This is a genomic window from Cedecea sp. Ae19-4, assembly GCF_059801165.1.
Genome location: NZ_JBCHWG010000001.1, coordinates 2,180,037 through 2,201,153 on the forward strand (window position 1 = coordinate 2,180,037; position 21,117 = coordinate 2,201,153).

19 protein-coding genes are annotated in these 21,117 nt (G+C 53.6%); all 19 read right to left on the reverse strand.

Annotated elements, in window-relative coordinates; all coding sequences use genetic code 11:
• Window positions 1-3 precede the first annotated feature (3 nt).
• The 19 genes from rfbF to wcaF all read right to left on the reverse strand — a co-directional run bounded on the left by rfbF (window position 4) and on the right by wcaF (window position 21,114).
• Window positions 4-777: a glucose-1-phosphate cytidylyltransferase gene (gene rfbF / locus AAIE02_RS10395; RefSeq protein ID WP_038481303.1), complete on the reverse strand. Its 774-nt coding sequence runs from the start codon at window positions 775-777 to the stop codon at window positions 4-6.
• 15 nt (window positions 778-792) lie between these two features.
• On the reverse strand, window positions 793-1,767 hold the full coding sequence (locus tag AAIE02_RS10400) for a CDP-6-deoxy-delta-3,4-glucoseen reductase (protein ID WP_311888954.1): 975 nt from the start codon (window positions 1,765-1,767) through the stop codon (window positions 793-795).
• A 5-nt stretch (window positions 1,768-1,772) separates the two neighbouring features.
• Window positions 1,773-2,321, reverse strand: coding sequence for a dTDP-4-dehydrorhamnose 3,5-epimerase (gene rfbC, locus AAIE02_RS10405; protein ID WP_311888953.1), 549 nt, complete (start codon window positions 2,319-2,321; stop codon window positions 1,773-1,775).
• Between the two features lie 3 nt (window positions 2,322-2,324).
• Window positions 2,325-3,203, reverse strand: coding sequence for a glucose-1-phosphate thymidylyltransferase RfbA (gene rfbA, locus AAIE02_RS10410; RefSeq protein WP_336981723.1), 879 nt, complete (start codon window positions 3,201-3,203; stop codon window positions 2,325-2,327).
• Window positions 3,204-3,260: 57 nt separating this feature from the next.
• Entirely contained in the window at window positions 3,261-4,157 is an 897-nt protein-coding gene (rfbD, locus tag AAIE02_RS10415) for a dTDP-4-dehydrorhamnose reductase (protein WP_336981518.1), read from the reverse strand.
• Window positions 4,154-5,239 (reverse strand): dTDP-glucose 4,6-dehydratase, encoded by a 1,086-nt coding sequence (gene rfbB / locus AAIE02_RS10420; protein ID WP_336981520.1) that lies wholly within the window; start codon window positions 5,237-5,239, stop codon window positions 4,154-4,156. Before rfbB ends, rfbD begins: the two co-directional genes overlap by 4 nt.
• 395 nt (window positions 5,240-5,634) lie before the next feature.
• The gene (gene galF, locus AAIE02_RS10425; protein ID WP_166991277.1) at window positions 5,635-6,534 is read right to left on the reverse strand and encodes a UTP--glucose-1-phosphate uridylyltransferase GalF; all 900 of its coding nucleotides are present in this window, start codon (window positions 6,532-6,534) and stop codon (window positions 5,635-5,637) included.
• A 174-nt stretch (window positions 6,535-6,708) separates the two neighbouring features.
• Window positions 6,709-8,133 carry a colanic acid biosynthesis protein WcaM gene (gene wcaM / locus AAIE02_RS10430; RefSeq protein WP_498532490.1) on the reverse strand — a complete coding sequence of 475 codons (1,425 nt, stop codon included), beginning with the start codon at window positions 8,131-8,133 and terminating at the stop codon, window positions 6,709-6,711.
• Between the two features lie 26 nt (window positions 8,134-8,159).
• Window positions 8,160-9,380: a colanic acid biosynthesis glycosyltransferase WcaL gene (gene wcaL, locus AAIE02_RS10435; protein ID WP_498532491.1), complete on the reverse strand. Its 1,221-nt coding sequence runs from the start codon at window positions 9,378-9,380 to the stop codon at window positions 8,160-8,162.
• Complete coding sequence (wcaK, locus tag AAIE02_RS10440) at window positions 9,377-10,657, reverse strand: colanic acid biosynthesis pyruvyl transferase WcaK (protein ID WP_498532492.1); 1,281 nt, start codon at window positions 10,655-10,657, stop codon at window positions 9,377-9,379. The genes wcaL and wcaK overlap by 4 nt, the downstream gene beginning before the upstream one ends.
• A 56-nt stretch (window positions 10,658-10,713) precedes the next feature.
• Window positions 10,714-12,192 (reverse strand): MOP flippase family protein, encoded by a 1,479-nt coding sequence (locus AAIE02_RS10445; RefSeq protein ID WP_498532493.1) that lies wholly within the window; start codon window positions 12,190-12,192, stop codon window positions 10,714-10,716.
• Window positions 12,193-12,204: 12 nt separating this feature from the next.
• Window positions 12,205-13,599 (reverse strand): undecaprenyl-phosphate glucose phosphotransferase, encoded by a 1,395-nt coding sequence (gene wcaJ, locus AAIE02_RS10450; protein ID WP_166991262.1) that lies wholly within the window; start codon window positions 13,597-13,599, stop codon window positions 12,205-12,207.
• A 195-nt stretch (window positions 13,600-13,794) separates the two neighbouring features.
• Complete coding sequence (cpsG, locus tag AAIE02_RS10455; RefSeq protein ID WP_336981531.1) at window positions 13,795-15,165, reverse strand: phosphomannomutase CpsG; 1,371 nt, start codon at window positions 15,163-15,165, stop codon at window positions 13,795-13,797.
• 74 nt (window positions 15,166-15,239) lie between these two features.
• Window positions 15,240-16,679, reverse strand: coding sequence for a mannose-1-phosphate guanyltransferase (cpsB, locus tag AAIE02_RS10460; protein ID WP_498532494.1), 1,440 nt, complete (start codon window positions 16,677-16,679; stop codon window positions 15,240-15,242).
• A 3-nt stretch (window positions 16,680-16,682) separates the two neighbouring features.
• Complete coding sequence (gene wcaI, locus AAIE02_RS10465) at window positions 16,683-17,903, reverse strand: colanic acid biosynthesis fucosyltransferase WcaI (protein WP_498532495.1); 1,221 nt, start codon at window positions 17,901-17,903, stop codon at window positions 16,683-16,685.
• Window positions 17,900-18,379 carry a GDP-mannose mannosyl hydrolase gene (locus AAIE02_RS10470; RefSeq protein WP_039295183.1) on the reverse strand — a complete coding sequence of 160 codons (480 nt, stop codon included), beginning with the start codon at window positions 18,377-18,379 and terminating at the stop codon, window positions 17,900-17,902. The genes wcaI and AAIE02_RS10470 overlap by 4 nt, the downstream gene beginning before the upstream one ends.
• A 2-nt stretch (window positions 18,380-18,381) precedes the next feature.
• A complete protein-coding gene (gene fcl / locus AAIE02_RS10475; protein ID WP_166991250.1) occupies window positions 18,382-19,347 on the reverse strand; it encodes a GDP-L-fucose synthase in 966 nt (321 codons plus the stop codon).
• 2 nt (window positions 19,348-19,349) lie between these two features.
• A complete protein-coding gene (gmd, locus tag AAIE02_RS10480; protein ID WP_008455078.1) occupies window positions 19,350-20,471 on the reverse strand; it encodes a GDP-mannose 4,6-dehydratase in 1,122 nt (373 codons plus the stop codon).
• A 103-nt stretch (window positions 20,472-20,574) separates the two neighbouring features.
• Complete coding sequence (wcaF, locus tag AAIE02_RS10485) at window positions 20,575-21,114, reverse strand: colanic acid biosynthesis acetyltransferase WcaF (RefSeq protein WP_336707482.1); 540 nt, start codon at window positions 21,112-21,114, stop codon at window positions 20,575-20,577.
• Between the last annotated feature and the right edge of the window lie 3 nt (window positions 21,115-21,117).

Consider the following 21,117-nt stretch of genomic DNA (forward strand, 5'->3'; position numbering starts at 1 on the left):
CAACTATTCCCAGGTTTTCCACGGAGCTTTACCTTTTTCCCACAGGCCTTCCAGGTAAGTCTTATCACGCAGCGTATCCATTGGCTGCCAGAAGCCGGTGTGTTCATAGGCCATCAGTTCACCCTGTTTTGCCAGGGCCATCAAAGGCTCCTGCTCCCAGGTCGTTGCATCGTTGTCGATGAGATCGATGACGGAAGGATTCAGAACAAAGAAGCCGCCGTTGATCATCGCGCCGTCACCTTTCGGTTTTTCCTGGAACGAACGAACCTGACCCGCGTTAATATCCAACGCGCCAAAACGACCCGGTGGGAAGGTTGCCGTTAACGTGGCTTTTTTACCGTGCGACTTATGGAAATCAATAGTCGCTTTGATATCCAGATCGGCGACACCGTCTCCATAGGTGAACAGGAAAGCCTCATCATCTTTTACATACTCTGCAACGCGTTTCAGACGGCCACCGGTCATTGAAGCATCGCCGGTATCTACTAAAGTGACGTTCCATGGTTCAACACGCTTGTGGTGAACTTCCATGCGGTTTTCTGCCATATGGAATGTGACATCGGACATGTGCAGGAAGTAGTTCGCAAAATATTCTTTAATCACATAGCCTTTATAACCACAGCAGATAATGAAATCTTTAATACCGTGGGCGGAATACATTTTCATAATGTGCCAGAGAATTGGCTTGCCACCGATTTCAACCATCGGTTTTGGCTTTACAATTGTCTCTTCACTTAATCTGGTTCCAAGTCCACCAGCCAGAATCACCGCTTTCATGTCTTGCCCTCAATTTTATTTCGATGCGGTAAAGGCATCAGAATAGAAGTTCTCTACGGAGAGATGTTTAGTCATAAAGTCCTTTTTACTGGCATCGATCATGACAGGCGACCCGCATGCATAAATGTCGAAGGACTCAAGGGAATCAAAATCATCCATTACGGCGTGATGGACAAATCCTTTACGCCCGTTCCAGTTTGCATCTTCGCCTGAAACCACTGGAACAAAATGAATGTTGTCGTGCTGTTCACACCATTGCTGTGGCAGCGGTGAATAGAAGTCATTTCCCTGCGGCATGCCCCAGTAGATATGAATCTCGCGCGTACTGTTATTCCGCACAAGATGTTCAACCATTGATTTTACCGGTGCAAACCCAGTACCACCGGCCAGGAAAATAAGCGGCCGCTCATTCTCTCTGATAAAGAACGTCCCGCAAGGCCCTTCAATTCGCATCAGCGTATTTTCTTGCAGATCGCTGAAAATAAGCGTGCTCATTTGGCCATTGGGTACATTTCTGATATGAAGCTCAACGCCGTCGGCCTCATTGCTATTAGCAATTGAATAGCTACGTGTCACGCCTTTATATTGCAAATTAATATACTGCCCAGGCAGGAAACCCATTTTTGCAGTAGGCGGCATGCGCAGCTTCAGGCTGATAACATCTGCAGAAACCAGTTCGGCGCTATTCACTTTGCAAGGAACGATTTTCTTTACTTGCCCAGCCAGTTCCGGGAAGTAGTGCGCCTTAAGCTCCAAAGCTGTTTTGGGCTTACAGCAGCAAGTCAGTATTTTTTCCCCGTGGCCGAATACTCTGCCACTGGTATCGATAGCCTCCCCGGCAAGCAGGTCAGATTCGCAAATACCACAATCGCCGTTTTTACAGCTGTGCTCAAGGTGAATACCTGCTGAAAGCGCCGCATCGAGAATCGATTCATCCTCTTTGCCAGGAAACTCAATGTTTGAGGGAAATATTTTTATAATGTGAGACACGTTTTTTACTCTGATAATGAAGCTTGCTGTAACACTGGCGCTACAGCATCTTTTGCTGACAATTCTGGTGGTTGAGAGATTGGCCAATCGATACCAATACTCTCGTCATTCCACAGAATGCTTCCTTCAGCGGAAGGGGCATAGTATTGAGTTGCTTTATATAAAAATTCAGCGGTATCACTCAGCGTGACAAAACCATGCGCAAAGCCTTCGGGGATCCACAGCTGGCGTTTATTTTCCGCAGATAGATGAACGCCAACCCACTGACCAAACGTTGCTGAGCCTTGACGAATATCAACCGCAACGTCAAATACTTCGCCGGCAGTGCAGCGGACTAATTTACCCTGCGCGTGTTCGCCTTTTTGGAAATGCAAACCTCTCAGAACACCTTTACGGGACTTCGAATGATTATCCTGCACGAAAGCCACCTGGCGCCCAACAGCTTCTTCGAAAATACGCTGACTAAAACTTTCAAAAAAGAAACCGCGATCATCACCGAACACTTTAGGTTCAAAGATCAGAACTTCTGGTATTGCCGTTTTTATTACGTTCATGACTTATAAACCTTTGACCATCTTCAGGAGATATTTGCCGTAGTCATTTTTAGACAGGGGTTCAGCCAGTTTCCTGACCTGCTGGGCGTCAATAAACCCTTTACGGAAGGCGATCTCTTCCGGGCAGGCGACTTTGAGCCCCTGGCGGACTTCAATAGTCTGGATAAAATTACTGGCCTCAATCAGGCTCTGGTGAGTACCGGTATCAAGCCATGCATATCCGCGCCCCATCATAGCAACAGAGAGTGTCTCTTGCTCCATATACAGCCGGTTAATGTCGGTAATCTCGAGTTCACCGCGCGGGGATGGCTTCAGTTTTCTTGCCATTTCTATTACTTTATTGTCGTAGAAATATAATCCCGTTACCGCATAGTTACTTTTAGGCTCCAACGGTTTCTCTTCAAGCGATACGGCCTTACCACTTTTATCAAATTCCACCACACCGTAACGCTCCGGGTCATTAACATGGTAGGCAAAGACAGTGGCACCAGATTTCTTGACAGTTGCATTTTCCAGCTGCTTTTGCAGGTCGTGCCCGTAGAAAATGTTGTCGCCCAGCACTAATGCACAATCACTCTTGCCAATAAACTCTTCTCCGATAATAAAGGCCTGTGCCAGCCCGTCAGGACTTGGCTGCACTTTATATTGCAGGTTGAGCCCCCACTGCTTGCCATCACCTAACAATTGTTCAAAGCGTGGCGTATCCTGCGGCGTACTGATAATTAAGATGTCTCGAATACCCGCCAGCATTAGCGTACTGAGGGGATAGTAGATCATCGGTTTATCGTAAATAGGTAACAGCTGCTTGCTCACTGCCATAGTTACCGGATAAAGACGAGTGCCGGAACCCCCGGCCAGAATGATGCCTTTGCGTGAAATCATGTTCATTTCTCTACTCATGTGTTTCACCCATCCCAGGTCAAACACGTTACTGAAAAACTATGCGTTTGCCGTAAACAACTCTGTCAGCATGCGTTTTACTCCGAGATCCCAAGCTGGCAGTACCAAACCAAATATCTGTTGGAACCGGGCATTGTCCAATCGAGAGTTTGACGGTCGGCGCGCGGGTGTTGGGTAAGAAGATGTTGGCAAAGGGTTCGTTTTCGTGACAGCCAAATCAACACCTGCTTTTTTAGCTTCAGCAAAAACTAATTGGGCATAGTCGTACCAGGTTGTCGAGCCGGAAGCAACCAGATGATATAGACCTGCGACATCAGGTTTTTTTAACGCAATTCGAATGGCGTGAGCCGTGCAATCTGCCAGCAATTCGGCACCAGTTGGGGCACCTGTTTGATCGTTGATAATAGAAAGTTCTTTACGATCTTTTGCCAGGCGCAGCATGGTCTTCGCGAAATTGTTGCCTTTAGCGGCATAAACCCAGCTGGTTCTGAAAATCAGATGATTAGGGCAATGTGTCTGTAACGCTATTTCACCCTCACGCTTGGTCTTACCGTAGACATTCAGCGGTGCCGTCTCATCGGTTTCTTTCCAGGGTGTTTCACCGTCACCGGGAAAAACATAATCGGTCGAGTAATGGACAACCCATGCACCAATTTTTGCAGCCTCTTTAGCAATAGCTTCAACGCTTATTGCGTTCAACAGTCGTGCTAATTCGGGTTCTGATTCTGCTTTATCAACGGCCGTGTGGGCTGCAGCATTGACGATGACATCTGGTTTAATACGGCGTACGGTTTCAGCGATACCTTCAGGGTTGCTGAAATCGCCGCAGAACTTTTCTGAACGAACATCCAGTGCGGTAACTTTGCCTAACGGCGCCAGTGCGCGCTGCAGTTCCCAGCCGACCTGCCCTGTTTTACCGAAGAGTAGAATATTCATTCGCGCTCACCGTAGTTCTCTTCGATCCAGCTCTTGTAGGCGCCGCTTTTCACATTCCCCACCCACTGCTGGTTATCTAAATACCACTGCACCGTTTTACGAATACCCGACTCAAACGTTTCCTGCGGCTTCCAGCTCAGTTCGTGAGAAATTTTTTCAGCATCAATTGCATACCGGCGATCGTGCCCAGGCCGGTCAGCAACATAAGTAATTTGTTCACGGTATGAGCCAGACTTTGGCACGATTTCATCCAGCAGGTCACAGATGGTGTGTACGACTTCCAGATTTTGCTTCTCATTGTGCCCGCCGATATTGTAGGTTTCGCCAATTTTCCCCTGAGTCACCACGGTATAGAGCGCGCGGGCATGGTCTTCAACATAAAGCCAGTCGCGAATCTGATCGCCTTTGCCGTATATTGGCAAAGGCTTTCCGTCGAGCGCATTAAGAATAACCAGCGGGATCAGTTTCTCAGGGAAATGGAACGGACCATAATTATTTGAGCAGTTGGTGACAACCGTCGGTAGACCATAGGTACGCAGCCAGGCGCGAACCAGATGGTCGCTGGAGGCTTTAGAAGCAGAATATGGGCTGCTTGGCGCATAGGCAGTCGTTTCAGTAAACAGAGGTAATGCCTCGCCCTGCCCTGCTTCATCGGGGTGAGGCAGATCGCCGTAAACTTCATCGGTGGAAATATGATGGAAACGGAAAGCAGATTTTTTCTCGCCGCTCAGTTCAGACCAATATCGACGTGCAGCTTCCAGCAGGACATAAGTGCCAATAATGTTTGTTTCAACAAATGCCGCCGGGCCGGTAATAGAGCGATCTACATGGCTTTCAGCTGCCAAATGCATGACGGCATCAGGCTGATGTTCATGGAAAATGCGGTCGATGGCGGCTGCATCGCAGATATCTGCCTGAACAAAGTGATAACGCTGATTCGCGGCGATGTCTGCTAAGGACTCCAAATTACCGGCGTAGGTCAATTTATCTACGTTAACTACGCTATCCTGGGTGTTATTTATGATGTGGCGGACAACGGCTGAGCCGATAAAACCCGCACCGCCGGTAACAAGAATTTTCACTTGAGCAGTCTCTCTATAATTTTAGCATTACACTTCTATAACGCCCTGAAATGTAATATATCTCATGGCTGTGCTTATCACATATGGTATGGCTATAGACCATGCTACCGCCCCTGGCTCAACAGCTACCAGTGCACTGCAAACATGGGCAATCGCGTACCTTCCGGTACTGCGTGTCAGAAATCGCCACGATTTTATATTTCACACAGCGATTCTCAAGGAAAAATTTGGTCTATACAGAACGACCAAAAAAATGATAACCCTATGAAAATCTTAAACTTCATTGTTTATTTATAAAGCAAAAACGGCGGCTCAACGTTCAAAGCCAGCCTAAGACTGAACGCCATGCCACCGTTTACCCCGCTCTCCTCCATGACAGCGACTTAAAACAGAACTTATGCCTTAGCTAGCAGCTTCTGAATGCTTTCTCGAAACTTCTGGCCTTCCTTGTGGTTGCGCAGCCCGTACTGGACGAACGCCTGCATATAGCCCATTTTCTTACCACAGTCGTAGCTCTCGCCGGTCATCTGCATCACTTCAACCGGCTGAGTTTCATTCAATACCGCGATGGCATCCGTGAGCTGAATACGTCCCCATGCACCCGGTTCTGTTTTTTCCAGCAACGGCCAAATATCAGCCGAAAGGACATAACGTCCAACGGCTGCAAGATCGGAGTCCAGCGTTTGCGGCTGGTCAGGTTTTTCAACAAACTCGACCATACGGCTCACCTGCCCTTCATTCTGCAGCGGTTCTTTCGTGGTGATCACAGAATACGCCGCCAGATCTTCATTTGGCATGTGCTTAGCAAGAACCTGAGTTCGCCCCGTTTCATTGAAGCGAGCCACCATTGCAGCCAGGTTATAGCGCAGCGGGTCGGCAGTAGCACCATCAAGCACAACATCCGGCAGTACCACAACAAAAGGATTGTTACCCACGATAGGCTGTGCGCAAAGTATAGAGTGCCCCAGCCCAAGCGGTTGGGCCTGACGAACGTTCATGATGGTAACGCCTGGCGGGCAAATAGACTGGACTTCGGCCAGCAGCTGACGCTTAACGCGCTGCTCAAGCAGGGCTTCCAGCTCGTATGAGGTGTCGAAGTGGTTTTCAACAGCATTCTTGGAAGAGTGGGTTACCAGCACGATTTCTTTGATACCAGCGGCAACAATTTCGTCGACAATGTACTGGATCATCGGCTTATCAACGATAGGCAGCATCTCTTTAGGAATCGCCTTAGTGGCAGGCAGCATATGCATGCCCAAACCGGCTACCGGGATAACTGCTTTTAAATTAGTCATTCTTAGTCCCACCTCTAAATGGTTGGAAGATTATAGTCTTTTCGTGCTCTGATGCCAGCATGAATTTATTAAACGAATGATTCATGCTAGCGCCATAGAAGTGTCAACGAAATATGTCAATGCCGCTATTTCAGCCTTCGTTGACTCAGAATTGTCGTAAAAGGGGTTGCATTATTATTTACTTACTTTTGAGAGCGTAAAATTAAGATTCTCACCGTTGACGTGCAGCTGATCGATCCGGTCTATGTCTACCGAGCTTTGCCCCCTTTCATTTACTGCGTGAATATTCGCCAGCGACAGCAGCGTGCCGTCTTTGGCCATGAACTTGCCGCGCACATCCTTGCGGAGGTCGAAGTTCAGCTTCAGGGCTGGTCCTGCCGTAGAAAGCTGCATTACGTTGATATTTCGCATGAAAAGGTGCTGAGGTTTGTTATGAAACTCAAGCGAGGCGCGCTTGAGTGTGATGTTATTCAGTGCCACAAAGGAGGTTGCGTTCCCGGATGAGATCTGAATGCCGCGCAGAGGGCTACTCAGTTCGCTATTATCGAGTTTAATATCGCTTAACTTAAAGTTTTGCGGAATAGACAGGTAATTTCCCTTAATGACGCCATAACCAATCAGCATCCCGGCGCTGTTAACCATATCCACATCGTCAATGACAAAGTTATCGCAGCCATATATTGCCACGGTTGCGTTATCAATCCCTGCCGTGCGGCTAAAGCTCGGATTAATATTGCGCGCCTTTACGTTACGTATAAGGAAATGCTTCCCATTCTCAACATGGACTAATTGCCGGCAGTTGCTGCCGGTAATGTTGGCCACAACGAAGTTTTTTACCGCCTGATCTTCGGGATAATTATTGTCATATGTGCTGCCCGCCAGCCCAATACCTATTCCCCAGTTAATCTTTCCATTAGTACAGTTAATGTTGTCAATAACGTGGTCGGAAATCAGCAGGTCGTGGTCGTTGATCGCCACATTCCACTCAATGGCATCCCCTTGCAGATGGCTGAAGTGGCCGTTGGTGATACGCACATTCTCCATCCGGTTGTGAAACCCCTGCCGCAGGATGGCGTAGTTGGCATCATGTACCGTGATGTTGTCGATAGTCAGATTGCGCATAGTCCGGTTATCTTTCCCGCCAATGTAAATCTGCGCCACATTGACAAACCCGCTCATATCTATGCCCTTGATCGTACAGTCGGATCCCCTCACATCCAGCGTGATGTTGTTAAATCGCCCTTTTCCCTCCCCGACTATCTGGCAGCTATCCTGCAGTACAAATCGCCCTTTGCCATTCCCTTTCAGCCCACCAGCCACATGAAGCGTTTTCCCCTGCGGCATAAAAATGGCGGTATTCATGCTGTCACAGACAACGTCTGCCGGGACTTCAACCACATCCGCTGCGGCAAACGCCTTGTTAAACGCGGCGATCCAATCGGCCTGGTAGAAATCTTTGATGTTTACCTGTGTTCCCCGGCCAATGGCGTTTACCGTGCCGGGAATAAGGGATGTCGCCGCTAACGCAGAGCCTGCGGCGAGCAGTTTGCGGCGAGACGCAGAGAAAGGAAGATGCTTCAGTGAATTGCTTTTCGACATAAGTCCTCAGCATAAGATTCGGTGATTTATAGCGTCTGAAGCTGACGGGCAAGCTGCTGGTAGATAACCTGCTGATTGAACTGGCCGGCGACTTTCTCTCTTGCCCGAGCCAGTATTAACTGCAGGTCACTTTCTGGCACAGAAGCCGCAACCTGTAGCTTATCGGCAAGCGCAAAAGCATCCTTTTCCGGCACCAGCCAGCCCGATTCATCGGCGTCGATAAGCTCAGGAATACCGCTATGCACGGTAGACACGACCGGAATGCCAACGGCCATCGCCTCCATCAGCGCCACGGGGATGCCTTCCATATCCCCGTCTTCGCCGGTCACCGAAGGAAGCAAGAACAGGTCGGCCTGGTCCAGCATCGCCTTCACTTCATGGCTCGGCTTAAAACCGGGCATAAAGACCACGTCCTCCAGCTGCAGTTGCTCAATCAGCGTCTTCAGACGACGCTCCCAGGGGCCAATGCCTAAAATGTTGTAGCGAAATGCCACGCCGCGTGCCTTCAGCAGGCGACAGGCTTCAATGGCAAAATGTAACCCTTTTTTTTCCGTCAGCCGCGCCACCGAGATAATCTCCAGCGTCGCCCCCGGCGTTTTCATGGGTCTTAAAGAAAACTTGTCCATATCCACGCCCATCCTTGAGACCGCAATTTTGCTCTCCGGGCAGCCCATGTTCTTCAGGCGGCTGGCCCAGAGATTGCTGATGGGTAGCATTAAGTCCCCGCGCTCAAACAGCTGCCTGTATTCCGACGTATAGTGAGCCAGCGCATCCCGGTGCGAGATATCAATCCCGTGAAACACGGTGGCAATTTTGCCGTTGAGCATGCCAAGCTCCTTCAGCTTGGTGGCCGTAACGCCCGCCGGGCCAAAGTGAGCAATAAAAACGTCGGCCTCAAGCGGCTGTTTCTGCCGGCCACAAATCGAGGACAGGATCAGATTGCGGGCTTCATCGCCATAGCGCGTGCGGTTAAGCGCTCGCCATGTGCTGCCTCGCAAAGCCCCCCGCAGCGTATTCCACGCCCGGTTATTCAGCTTCGCGACTTTACCTTCTGGCTCGTCGAGCAGCCAGACGGTTTTTTCCGAAAGCCCATAGCTTTTAAACGCCGCGTGGGTATTGGTCATGTCGCCCTTTTGCAGAGCAACAATCTCAACCTCGTGGCCCATGTCGATAAAAGCGGTTATCTGATTCAGCACAAAAGTTTCCGACGCCAGGGGAAACTTCAGCAGGAAGAAACCGACCTTCATTTATCCTCCTTAACTCGCTCAAGCACCGACCGCACCATGTTCATGCCGTTAGCACGCTCAGCGCTCACTGCCGCCGTAAGACGTTGGTTAATCGCGGGCAATTGCCCCAACACATCCGCCACTGCGCCCTGCAAAGAGCCGTCCAGCAGTTGGCGAATATCAATAGCCATTTCTGGCATGCCCAGTTGCTGCATGATGCCCGCAGATTTGTGCTCGTAGTTGATGGCGATAGCCGGCGTGCCGAAGTTCATCGAAATAATGGCCGAGTGGAGACGCGTGCCCACCGTGAGCTCGCAGGCAGCAAAAATTTTGCCCATTTCCAGGTCGTTCAGCTCGTCCATCACGACGTGGTAGTCATCGGGTTGGGTGATGTACTGGCGGATATTGAGCGCCACCATGCGGTCGTCTTTGTTATAGCTGTCGATGCCGGTGCAGGTGGAAAGCGCCAGGACCTGATAGCCCTGTTCAATCGTGCGATTTACCACTTCGGCAAAGGCCTTCTCGTAGGCTTCCTGGGTGGTGCCGAGGCGTTTATCAAACGGCGCCAGTTCGCGGAGCGTAATCGCCACGGTTTTCTTTCTCTCGACCACGCCCAGCCAGTGCTTAACCGCATAACCCGGCACAAAATCCTCTTCATGCTGCGCCACCAGCCACGCCGTATCGACGCCCTGTTCCACCTTGCTGGTGTCGATTTGACTTTGCTTCATCAACGCCAGACTTACGGTTTCCCGCAGAATCAGGGACTTCGCGTGCCCAAAGACGTAGTTCGCCAGTTGGTTAAATTGCGGCTCCTGGAACGGGCCCACGCTGTGGCCAACCATATAAACCGGCTTGCGGGCCATGAAGCTGCACAGCGCGTGCTCAAACTGCGTGACGCCATAAAGATCGACAAAGAAAGAGCCGCCCACCTGAATAATCGCGTCGTATTCCTGCAGCGATTTCACAAAATCAATAAACCCCTGTGGGATGGCGATGTTACGCAACCGCCCGGTGTTGCTTGCTTTCGCTACCAGCACATGGTGCTGATATTTACGGCGCAGGACTTTTTTGACCCGCCCGACCAGCCCGGCGGCGTTGTTATACCGCTTCATCTGCTTGTAGAGCCCGTCACCCAGCACCGGGCGCCCCAGCAGCCAGGCAGAACTGACCGGGTAGCGGCTCATTACATCCACATGAATGCTGTCATCAAGCGTCGTGATGGCGTCAATCAACCCGCGCAAAATGGCGCTATCACCGCGGTTGCCGCAAGTATGGTTGCCAAGAATAAGTAATTTCATATCGACCTCTAACTTTATGACAAAGGGGAAAATGTGGTTTCCCCTCTTTGTTGTTCTTAGCCAGCGCGGAGCAGCGCTTTCAGGCGTTCGCTGCGGCAAAACTGCCGCTTCAGTTCAACGATCAGCGCATTGCGGGACAAAATAATCACCACCATAAACGTCGCCGCTCCCGCGACGACCTGTGCCGCCAGCAACATCGCCAGAGGCAAATGCCCGGTCAGCGCGATGCCTAGCCCGGCGCTGACAATCAGCGTTGGGAGTGAGAGATAAAAAGGCAGCCAGATGCTGAGGATGTATTCCCGATAGCTGGAGCCCAGCACGGGTTTAATCATGATGAAATAGCTGAGCACGGTGTTCACAACCTGAACCAGCAGGAAACCGAGCGTCACGCCGAGCGCGCCGCCGAGCTGGCCGCCGACAATAATCGCCGGAATAAACAGGCAGGTTTTAAACACGTTGAATTTGAAGCTGATGTCCACGCGCGCTTTGGCCATCAGCAGCGAACCGATGGGATTCCCGATGGAACGCAGCAGGCCAACAACGCACAACAGCTGCAGGATGGGCGTGATGAACTGCCACTTCTCCCCAAACACCAGCGGGACGAAGTTATTGGAGACCACCATCAGCCCCAGCAGCGCCGGGAAATTAATGATGCCCACAATCGACAGCAGCTTGTAAAAATTCACCCGGAGCTTCGCCGTGTCGTCCTGAATTTTGGCAAACGCCGGAAACAGCACGCGGGTGATGATCGGATTGAGCTTCATCGGCGGCACGACGGCCACGTTATAAGCCAGGTTATAGCCGCCGGCGACCCCAGCCCCGAGAATACGCGCCAGTACCAGCGTGGAAAGGTTGGTATTGACGTAGTTGATCACGCTGTCGGCGGTCAGCCAGGCGCCAAACTTCAGGTTGGAACTCACCGACTTCAGGGAGAAGTGGAAGCCAGGGCGGTAAATCTTGCGGCCAAAGAAGCCAAACAGTGAGGTACGAACGACGGTATTCACCAGGTAACCGATGATTGCCGTGATGGCAAACGGGTAGTACATCGCCGCCGTCACGGTGACGCTGAACCCCACCAGCACGGACACAGTCTCAATCGAGCCGATTTTTGAAAACTCCAGCTCCTTTTGCATCAGGGCGCGAAACTGCTGCCCGTGAGGGATGACAATAAAAGCAAAGGCCAGCGTTTTAATCAGCGGCGACAGGTCCGGGTTATGCAGCACGCCGGCAATCACATCGCTCAGTAAAAACACCGCGATGCACACCAGCACGCCCAGCCCGACATTCAGCCAGTAGAGCGTGGTCAACTCCAGCTGGCTTATCTCTTTGCGCTGAATAATCGAGTTGGCGATACCAAAATCAGACAGCGTATCGGCCAGGGCGATGATCACCAGCGACACCGTCAGCAGGCCAAACTGGTGGTTATCAATAGTTCTGGCCAGAATCGTCATCTGCGCCAGCCCTAAACCAATAATGATCACCGTTGCAATCGCGGACCACTTCGCCCCGCTGATGGTTTTTTCTCTCAGGCTCATGTTGGATTCCGGTCAGTATGCCGCTTTGTGAACAAAGCCTTTGAAAACGGTCAGGAAGACAATCTTGATGTCGAACCACAGGCTCCACTCGCGAATGTATTCCAGGTCGAACTCCACGCGCTTTTCCATCTTGTCGAGCGTATCCGTTTCCCCGCGCCAGCCGTTAATTTGCGCCCAGCCGGTAATGCCCGGTTTGACCTTGTGGCGCAGCATGTAGCCTTCTATTAACGCGCGATATTGCTCGTTATGGGCCACGGCATGGGGACGAGGGCCGACGATGGACATACCGCCCAGCAGCACGTTGATAAACTGCGGCAGTTCGTCGAGGGAGGTGCGGCGCAGAAAGCTGCCTACCGGCGTGATGCGCGAATCCCCTTTCGTGGCCTGCACAACCACCGCGTCGTTTTCCATCACCTTCATAGAGCGGAATTTCCACACTTTGATTGGCTTGCCGTCCATGCCGTAGCGCGTCTGGCGGAAAATAACCGGCCCGGGCGAAGTCAGCTTCACCGCCAGGCTAATGCAAAGCAGAACAGGGGAAATGAGCAGCAGGATAAAAGAGGAGAGCACGATATCTTCCAGCCGTTTGAGTACGCTGTTAAAGCCACTCAAAGGCGTTTCAAACAGGGGCACAACCGGCACGCCGTTGACCTCTTCGGTGCGGGCATTAAGGATATTAAAGGTGAAAACATCGGGGATCAGCAGTACCGAACAGGTGGTATCCGCCAGCTCACTCACCAGCTTTTTAATGCGCGACTCGTGGCTCATTTCCATCGCAATATAGACTTTATCAATTTGGCCGCTGCGGGCGTCCGCCACCAGCGTATTGAAGTTGCCAATATAGCTAACCAGGGCACCTGCAGGCGGCTCATCGTCATACACGCCAAGCACGTTGAAGCCGAGCCACGGTTCATTCTTGAAGCTCTGCGCCAGCATCTGTCCGACCGGCAAAGAGCCCGCAATGGCAACGCGTCGCGTATTAAAACCTTTATTACGCAGCCAGCCTGCGGCAAAACGGATCCATGACCGGCAGATAACCATCCCCACACCGGCCAAGGCATACCAGGCCAGATAAACCCAGAAAGAGCCATCAAAATCGCTGTTAAACGCCAGCAGCCCGGCGCTGAAAACCACGCTCAGCGTCCAGTTTTGCAGCAACAGGAATAGCTCGCTGGACATTTTCACCCCGCGCCATGAACGGTAAAAATCCGTCATCCCACCGATCATCTGGAACACAACGAGGGTTAATAAAGCCATCAGCAAATGCATATAGAGAAAAGGCAAAGCGTTAGCCTTGCAAACCATCCATAGCCCGGCAAACATGATGCTGATGTCAGAAAAACGTTGCACCATAGAGATCAACGATGCGTTGGTTTTTGGCAGCTCACGCTTTTTTAGATTTGTCATCGTTTTACCTTTGAAAGTTGTCGCATCGGTGTTTTCCCCCTCACCCCAGCCCTCTCCCCACGGTGGAGAGGGAGAAAAGCTGGCACCTGACTATTCCCTCTCCACTGGAGAGTGCGAGAAAAGCTGGCACTTGATATTCCCTCTCCCTTCCAGGGAGAGGGTCAGGGTGAGGGTTAAACACCTCAATACGGCAGATTATTGGTTCAGCAGAGCCATAATTTCCTGCGTTCGCGCCTGCATCAGCGCCTCGTTTCCGCGGGACTCCACGTTCAGGCGCACCACAGGCTCGGTGTTAGAGCTGCGCAGGTTGAAGCGCCAGTCGCCAAACGCCATGCTGATGCCGTCCGTGTGGTCAATCTCTGCCGCGTGCGGGCCGAAATGCGCGCGTACACGTTCAATCGCCTCTGCCGGCGCTTCCAGCTTGCTGTTAATTTCACCGCTGGCCGGCCACGCAGCCATGCGATCCTCGACCAGCTCGCCCAGCGTTTTGCCCTTCAGGCACAGCAATTCGGTCACCAGCAGCCACGGGATCATCCCGCTGTCGCAATAGGCAAAATCGCGGAAATAGTGATGGGCGCTCATCTCCCCGCCGTAAATGGCATCCTCTTCACGCATCCGCTCTTTGATAAACGCATGCCCGGTTTTCGACATCACCGGCTGGCCACCCGCACGCTCGACGATATCGACCGTGTTCCAGGACAGCCGCGGGTCGTGAATGATTTTTGCCCCGGGCTGTTTCTCAAGAAACGCCGCCGCCAGCAGGCCCACGATGTAGTACCCCTCGATAAACTGCCCTTTCTCGTCGAACAGGAAGCAGCGGTCAAAGTCCCCGTCAAACGCGATGCCCATATCCGCCCCGTGCGCAATCACCGCGTCGCGCGTATCGGCGCGGCACTCCGGCAACAGCGGGTTAGGAATACCGTTCGGGAAATTGCCGTCCGGCGTGTTGTGCACCTTCACAAACGTCAGCGGGACATTAAGTGCCTTAAAGCGGGCTTCGATGGCGTCCACAATCGGGCCGGCCGCGCCGTTACCGGAGTTCACCACCAGCTTCAGCGGCTTGATGTGGCTGACGTTGATGTACGAGAAAAGATGGTCGAGATAAGCGTCTACCACCGACACTTTCTGATAGCTGCCGCGCGCCGCCTCATCCACCGGCGGGAAGTCGTTGGCTTCCGCCAGGCACTGTACGTCCCGCAGGCCGGTGTCACCGCTGATAGGGCGAGCTCCCTGGCGCACCAGCTTCATGCCGTTGTAGTCCATCGGGTTGTGGCTGGCGGTCACTTCGATGCCGCCGTCCACGTCCAGATGCCAGGTGGCAAAGTAAATCTCTTCGGTACCGGACAGGCCAATATCCAGCACGTCCACGCCCGCATCCTGCAGGCCACGCGCCAGCGCCTGCTTCAGCGATTCGCTGGTCAGACGCACGTCGCCGCCCAGCACGATAGTTTTTGGCTTCAGGTACTCACCGTAGGCGCGGCCAATGCGCCAGGCGATGTCTTCATTTAGCTCGTCGCCCAGGCGGCCGCGGATGTCGTAGGCTTTAAAACAGGTCAGTTGCTGCATGATTTCGCTCCTTCGGGCAACAGTTACCCAACCCACGGGTCTTTGGCCCGTGGAGCTTGTTTTTTAGTCAGGGATTAAATACGTCCGTAGCGATCCTGGAAGCGGACGATGTCGTCTTCTTCCAGATAGGTACCGGAGCGGACCTCAATCAGGTCGAGGGGAATTTTGCCGGGGTTTTCCAGGCAGTGGGTCATGCCGAGCGGAATGTAGATAGACTCGTTTTCACCCAGCAGCTTAATCTCATCCCCCAGAGTGACTTTGGCGGTGCCCGCCACCACAATCCAGTGTTCGGCGCGGTGGTGGTGCATTTGCAGCGAGAGCCCTTCGCCAGGCTTAACGGTGATGCGCTTCACCTGGTAACGCTCCCCGGCGTCGATGGAGTCGTATTTCCCCCACGGGCGGTAAACTTCCCGGTGGTTATGGTGCTCGTGGCGGCCATCACCTTTGATGCGCTCCACCACTTTCTTCACGTTCTGTACGTGGTCACGGTCGGCAATCAGCACCGCATCTTTGGTTTGCACCACGACCAGGTCTTTCACCCCCACGGTAGTGACCAGGCCGGATTCGGCATAGATGTAGCTGTTTTCGGTTTCGTGACTGATGACATCGCCGTGATGTACGTTCCCTTCCGGACTCTTGGCGCTGATTTCCCACAGCGAGGACCACGAGCCCACATCGCTCCAGCCGGCGTCCATCGGCACCACCACCGCATCGTCGGTTTTTTCCATTACCGCATAGTCGATAGACTCATCCGGGCAGGCCAGGAACGCCTGTTCATCCACGCGAACGAAATCCAGATCCGGGTCAACGCCCGCCATGGCTTTTTCGCAGGCGGCCAGAATGTCGGGGCGGAACTTCGCCAGCTCTTCCAGATAGCGGCCCGCGCGGAACAGGAACATGCCGCTGTTCCAGTAGTATTCGCCGCAGGCGACATAGGCCTGGGCGGTGGAGAGATCGGGTTTTTCGACAAACTGCGCGACGCTAAACGCCAGGGCGTCGCCGTTTTCCGGCGTCGTCACTGCGCCACGGCGAATATAGCCGTAGCCCGTTTCCGGCAGGTCGGGGACGATCCCGAAGGTCACCAGCTTGCCTGCTTCCGCATAAGGCATCGCGCAGCGCACCGCCTCGCGGAAGGCTTCTTCATTCTGGATGACGTGATCGGCGGCGAGGATCAGCATCAGCGGGTCCTGCTGCGGCTGGTTACGCAGCGCGGCCAGGGCAGCCAGCGCAATGGCTGGCGCGGTGTTGCGCCCGGCCGGTTCCAGCACGATATTTTCGGTCAGTTTACTTAGCTGGCGCAGCTGCTCGGCGACAATAAAGCGGTGTTCCTCATTGCAAATCACCACCGGGCTTTCGCACTCTACCCCGTTCAGGCGATTGATGGTGGTTTGCAGCATGGTCAGATCCCCTTTCAGGCAGAGGAACTGCTTGGGGTACAGCACGCGGGACAGCGGCCAGAGACGGCTCCCGTTTCCGCCCGCCATGATCACCGGATAGAGTTGTGACTGACTCATCATTTATCCCCGAATGTCAGCAATAAATTGGCTTAACACGTTCTCTTTTTCGAGCGTGCGTTCGGCATATTCACGTGCCGTCGTGTTGTGTTGTGGCAGCTGCAGACAGCGTTCAATGCCCGCCGCCAGCGCATCGGCGGATTCAGGCATCACGCAAACCGCAATGCCCGGATACGCTTCGCAAAGCTGGCCCAGCTCTGTTTCAGGCTCGGCGGTAATCACCGCATTGCCGCCGACGGCCAGGATATTGGTGAGTTTTGACGGCAGGACGGCGTCCGCCGCTCCCCGGCGCTGGATAACCAGATGACAATCGGCTAGGCAGAGCAGCGCGGGCAGCGCGTCGTAAGACTGAAGCGGGTGGAACACCACGTTACTCAGCCCGTGAACGTGCACCAGTTTTTCGAGCCTCTCTTTACCGCCGCCCTGGCCCACAATCACGAACAGATACGGGCTCTCAGAGAAGCGGCTCGCCACTTCAATCACCGTTTCCAGCCCCTGTTTTTCGCCGATGTTGCCGGAGTAAAGAATGATTTTTTTATCTTCCGGCAGGTTGAGCGCCTGGCGCACGGCCTGGATTTGCGCCGGATCAACATCACGGAAACGCGCCACTTCCGACCAGTTAGGGAAAAAAATCACCCGCTGTGGATCGACGCCTTTCTCGGTAGCCTTGTTCATCATCGAGCGAGAAATGGTGGAGACGTTATCAACGTTGTGCAGCCCGCTTTTTTCAAAGCGCTGGGCCAGGCGAGCAATTTTTCCCGGTGTCTTTCCGGCCATACCGAGGCCGAGCATCGCGTCCACCTCGTAGTCCTGAATGTGCAGCAGCGTGCGCGCCCCGCTCAGTTTTGCCAGCAGGCGCATCCCCGGCACGCAAAACAGCGTCGGCACCACGCCAATGACCCGGTCTGGCTTCCAGCTGCGTTGCGCCAGAAGCGGAAAAAATGAACTCAGCGCGAAGCTCCCCAGGTGAATCAGGCGTTTGAGCGTCGAAGGCTGCTTCGGCACATACAGCGGGCAGCGCCAGACGGTCGCTTTCCCCGACTCTTTTTTGTATTTCCACGCCGAGTAGTCCGGGTGCACGCGCCAGACCGGATAATAAGGCGGCGCGGTGATCACCCGCACCTCATGGCCCCGGCTGGTCATCCACTCCACCATTTCACCGGTGTACTTGCCGATGCCGGTCAGCTCCGGGGAATAGTTAATGCCGTAGACCAGAATTTTCATAAGCCCGGTACCTTCCCTTTGCCCTGGGTGATGAAGTAAGCACGGCTGTTGTCGTGCACGTCTTCCCGCTTGAGCAGCGCTTCCGGCGTCAGCCAGCAGTACGCTTTGTGCTGCTCAGCAGGCAGGTTCAGCTGTTTGTCGTCCACCCGCAGGCGGAAACCCAGCACCACGTAATGGGTCGAGAAATCCTTCCCGGAGAAGTTATCGCCGTAGAAATGCTGCCAGACGCCGTAAAACTCCCCGTCCAGCAGAGTGAACGATTTGCCCAGCTCAGCCTCGGTGAGACGAATAAAAGCATTCGCCAGCGTTTCGTTCTTCAGCACCCTTCCCCCCGGCACAAACCAAAAGCCCTTCGCAGGGCGATTGGTCCGCAAACCCAGCAGGAATTCGCCCGCCTGGTTTTCGACGATAAGGTCGATGGAGATCAGCGGCGTGGCGCTCACTACGGTGGCAAAATCTTCCGCGCTCAAAAACATGCTTACCCCCGGAACCGCTGCTGATTTTCGAGGAACCACTGGTAAGTGCTGGCGAGGCCCGCCTCCAGGGAAATCTCGTGATACCAGCCGAGGCGATGCAGGCGGGATACATCCAGCAGCTTGCGCGGCGTGCCGTCAGGTTTGGTGGCGTCAAACACCACGCGCCCCCGGTAGCCGGTCACTTTGGCCAGCGTCTGCGCCAGTTCACGGATAGTGCAGTCCACGCCGGTGCCGACGTTAATGTGCGACAGCATCGGGTCGGTATTCTCCTGCCACACTTCCCGATCCAGTTCCATCACGTGAATGCTGGCTGCCGCCATGTCGTCGACGTGTAAGAACTCACGCATCGGCGTGCCGCTGCCCCATACCACCACGTCCGGGGCATTTTCCTGCGTGGCTTCATGGAAGCGACGCAGCAGGGCCGGAATAACGTGGGAGTTGCTCGGGTGGAAGTTGTCGTTCGGCCCGTACAGATTGGTCGGCATCACCGAGCGGTAATCCCGCCCGTACTGGCGGTTGTAGGACTCGCACAGCTTGATCCCGGCAATCTTGGCAATCGCATACGGCTCGTTCGTGGCTTCAAGCGTGCCCTGCAGCAACTCGCTTTCGGCCATCGGCTGCTTCGCCATCTTCGGGTAAATACAGGATGAGCCGAGGAACAACAGTTTGTTCACGCCGTGCGTGTGCGCGGCATGAATAATGTTGCTTTCGATCATCATGTTCTCGTAGATAAACTCTGCCGGGAACGTGTTATTGGCGACGATACCGCCCACTTTTGCCGCCGCCAGGTAAACCTGGTCGATTTTCTCGCTGGCGAAGAAGGCATTAACGTCCCCAGCGTCCAGCAGATTCAGCTCATCGCGCCCGCGCAGCACCAGCTCAACGTCATCGCGCTGCCCGAGCTGGCGGACGATGGCCGAGCCGACCATCCCACGGTGACCGGCAACAAAGATACGTTTTTTATTCATGCTCAGGACTCCAGCGCGATGGCGACCTCATAACCATGGGACTTCAGCAGAGAGTGTTTCTTCGCCGCTTCAAGGTCTTTGGCTACCATTTCACCAACCATCTCCTGCAGGGTAATTTCCGGCTTCCAGCCCAGCGTTTCGTGCGCTTTGGTTGGATCGCCCAGCAGGGTTTCCACTTCCGCAGGACGGAAGTAACGCGGATCAACGGAGACGATAACGTCGCCTGGTTTCACGCCCGGCGCGTCGTGACCCGTGACGGAAACCACAATGCCTTTCTCTTCCACGCCCTGACCTTCAAAGCGCAGTTTGATGCCGAGCTGAGCCGCCGCCATTTCTACGAACTGACGCACGGAGTACTGCACGCCGGTGGCGATCACGAAGTCTTCCGGTTTTTCCTGCTGCAGCATCATCCACTGCATTTTCACGTAGTCTTTGGCGTGGCCCCAGTCGCGCAGGGAATCCATGTTGCCGAGGTACAGGCACTTCTCCAGGCCCTGAGCGATGTTGGCAATCGCGCGGGTAATTTTGCGAGTGACGAAGGTTTCGCCGCGACGCGGAGATTCGTGGTTGAACAGAATGCCGTTACAGGCATACATGCCGTAGGATTCACGGTAGTTGACGGTGATCCAGTAGGCGTAAAGCTTGGCGACTGCGTAGGGGGAACGCGGGTAGAAAGGCGTGGTTTCTTTCTGTGGGATCTCCTGCACCAGGCCGTACAGCTCTGAAGTGGATGCCTGGTAGAAGCGCGTTTTCTTTTCGAGGCCGAGGAAGCGAATGGCTTCCAGCAGGCGCAGGGTGCCCATCGCATCCACGTCCGCGGTGTATTCCGGTGACTCAAAAGACACCGCGACGTGGCTCATCGCGCCCAGGTTGTAGACTTCATCCGGCTGCACTTCGGACAAAATACGGGTCAGGTTGGAGGTATCGGTCAGGTCGCCATAGTGCAGATGGAATTTTGGGTTACCCGCGTGCGGATCCTGATAAATGTGGTCCACACGTTCGGTATTGAAAGAAGAGGCGCGGCGCTTGATACCGTGGACTTCATAGCCTTTTTCCAGCAGGAATTCCGCCAGGTAAGAGCCGTCTTGTCCGGTGACACCCGTAATGAGAGCTACTTTAGTCATGATAATTTATCCTCTGTGAACATTTTTATTGGCCCTTACCCCTCACTCCCTGTCTCTCCGCAGAGGGAGATAAACAGTCACAAACAGAGCAAGGGTGAAAGCATTACGCGCGGTCGCGTATTTTTACTGCCGGGTTTCCCCGGCAAACGGCATTCGCCGGTAATGATTTATAAACGCTGCTCCGGGCTCCCACGACACAGCCATCGCCTATCGTGACGCCCGGGGAAACAAATACATCCGTTGCCAGCCAGCATTTTTCGCCGATAACAATCGGTGACTGGGTAATATCGAAATGCTGACTCATATAATCGTGACTGCCGGTGCACAAATAACATTTTTGCGACACCACGGAATTTGCGCCGATGCTAATTTCACCGAGGGTATAGAGCACGGCATCATCGCCAACCCAGGCATAATCTCCGAGCGTTAACTTCCAGGGGTAGGTAATTTTCACCGAGGGGCGAACAACAACCTTCTTGCCTACCTTCGCTCCAAAAACACGTAATAAAAAGGCACGCCACGGATATAAAACTTGCGGAGACCAGGCAAATAGAGTGGCCTGAACCGCCCACCACAACTGCACTTTAATGCCGCTCGCGCCGCGAAACCCCCTCGGTACACTGAAGCCGCTTAAATCCTGCATAAT

Bases quoted from the DNA above. Each gene is read 5' to 3' on its own strand.
- wcaL (WP_498532491.1), bottom strand. From the start codon at position 9,380: ATGAAGGTCGGTTTCTTCCTGCTGAAGTTTCCCCTGGCGTCGGAAACT.
- fcl (WP_166991250.1), bottom strand. From the start codon at position 19,347: ATGAATAAAAAACGTATCTTTGTTGCCGGTCACCGTGGGATGGTCGGC.
- AAIE02_RS10470 (WP_039295183.1), bottom strand. From the start codon at position 18,379: ATGTTTTTGAGCGCGGAAGATTTTGCCACCGTAGTGAGCGCCACGCCG.
- wcaJ (WP_166991262.1), bottom strand. From the start codon at position 13,599: ATGACAAATCTAAAAAAGCGTGAGCTGCCAAAAACCAACGCATCGTTG.
- cpsG (WP_336981531.1), bottom strand. From the start codon at position 15,165: ATGCAGCAACTGACCTGTTTTAAAGCCTACGACATCCGCGGCCGCCTG.
- rfbA (WP_336981723.1), bottom strand. From the start codon at position 3,203: ATGATTTCACGCAAAGGCATCATTCTGGCCGGGGGTTCCGGCACTCGT.
- rfbF (WP_038481303.1), bottom strand. From the start codon at position 777: ATGAAAGCGGTGATTCTGGCTGGTGGACTTGGAACCAGATTAAGTGAA.
- gmd (WP_008455078.1), bottom strand. From the start codon at position 20,471: ATGACTAAAGTAGCTCTCATTACGGGTGTCACCGGACAAGACGGCTCT.
- wcaF (WP_336707482.1), bottom strand. From the start codon at position 21,114: ATGCAGGATTTAAGCGGCTTCAGTGTACCGAGGGGGTTTCGCGGCGCG.
- wcaI (WP_498532495.1), bottom strand. From the start codon at position 17,903: ATGAAAATTCTGGTCTACGGCATTAACTATTCCCCGGAGCTGACCGGC.
- galF (WP_166991277.1), bottom strand. From the start codon at position 6,534: ATGACTAATTTAAAAGCAGTTATCCCGGTAGCCGGTTTGGGCATGCAT.
- rfbC (WP_311888953.1), bottom strand. From the start codon at position 2,321: ATGAACGTAATAAAAACGGCAATACCAGAAGTTCTGATCTTTGAACCT.
- AAIE02_RS10445 (WP_498532493.1), bottom strand. From the start codon at position 12,192: ATGAGCCTGAGAGAAAAAACCATCAGCGGGGCGAAGTGGTCCGCGATT.
- rfbD (WP_336981518.1), bottom strand. From the start codon at position 4,157: ATGAATATTCTACTCTTCGGTAAAACAGGGCAGGTCGGCTGGGAACTG.
- wcaK (WP_498532492.1), bottom strand. From the start codon at position 10,657: ATGAAATTACTTATTCTTGGCAACCATACTTGCGGCAACCGCGGTGAT.
- wcaM (WP_498532490.1), bottom strand. From the start codon at position 8,133: ATGTCGAAAAGCAATTCACTGAAGCATCTTCCTTTCTCTGCGTCTCGC.
- cpsB (WP_498532494.1), bottom strand. From the start codon at position 16,679: ATGAGTCAGTCACAACTCTATCCGGTGATCATGGCGGGCGGAAACGGG.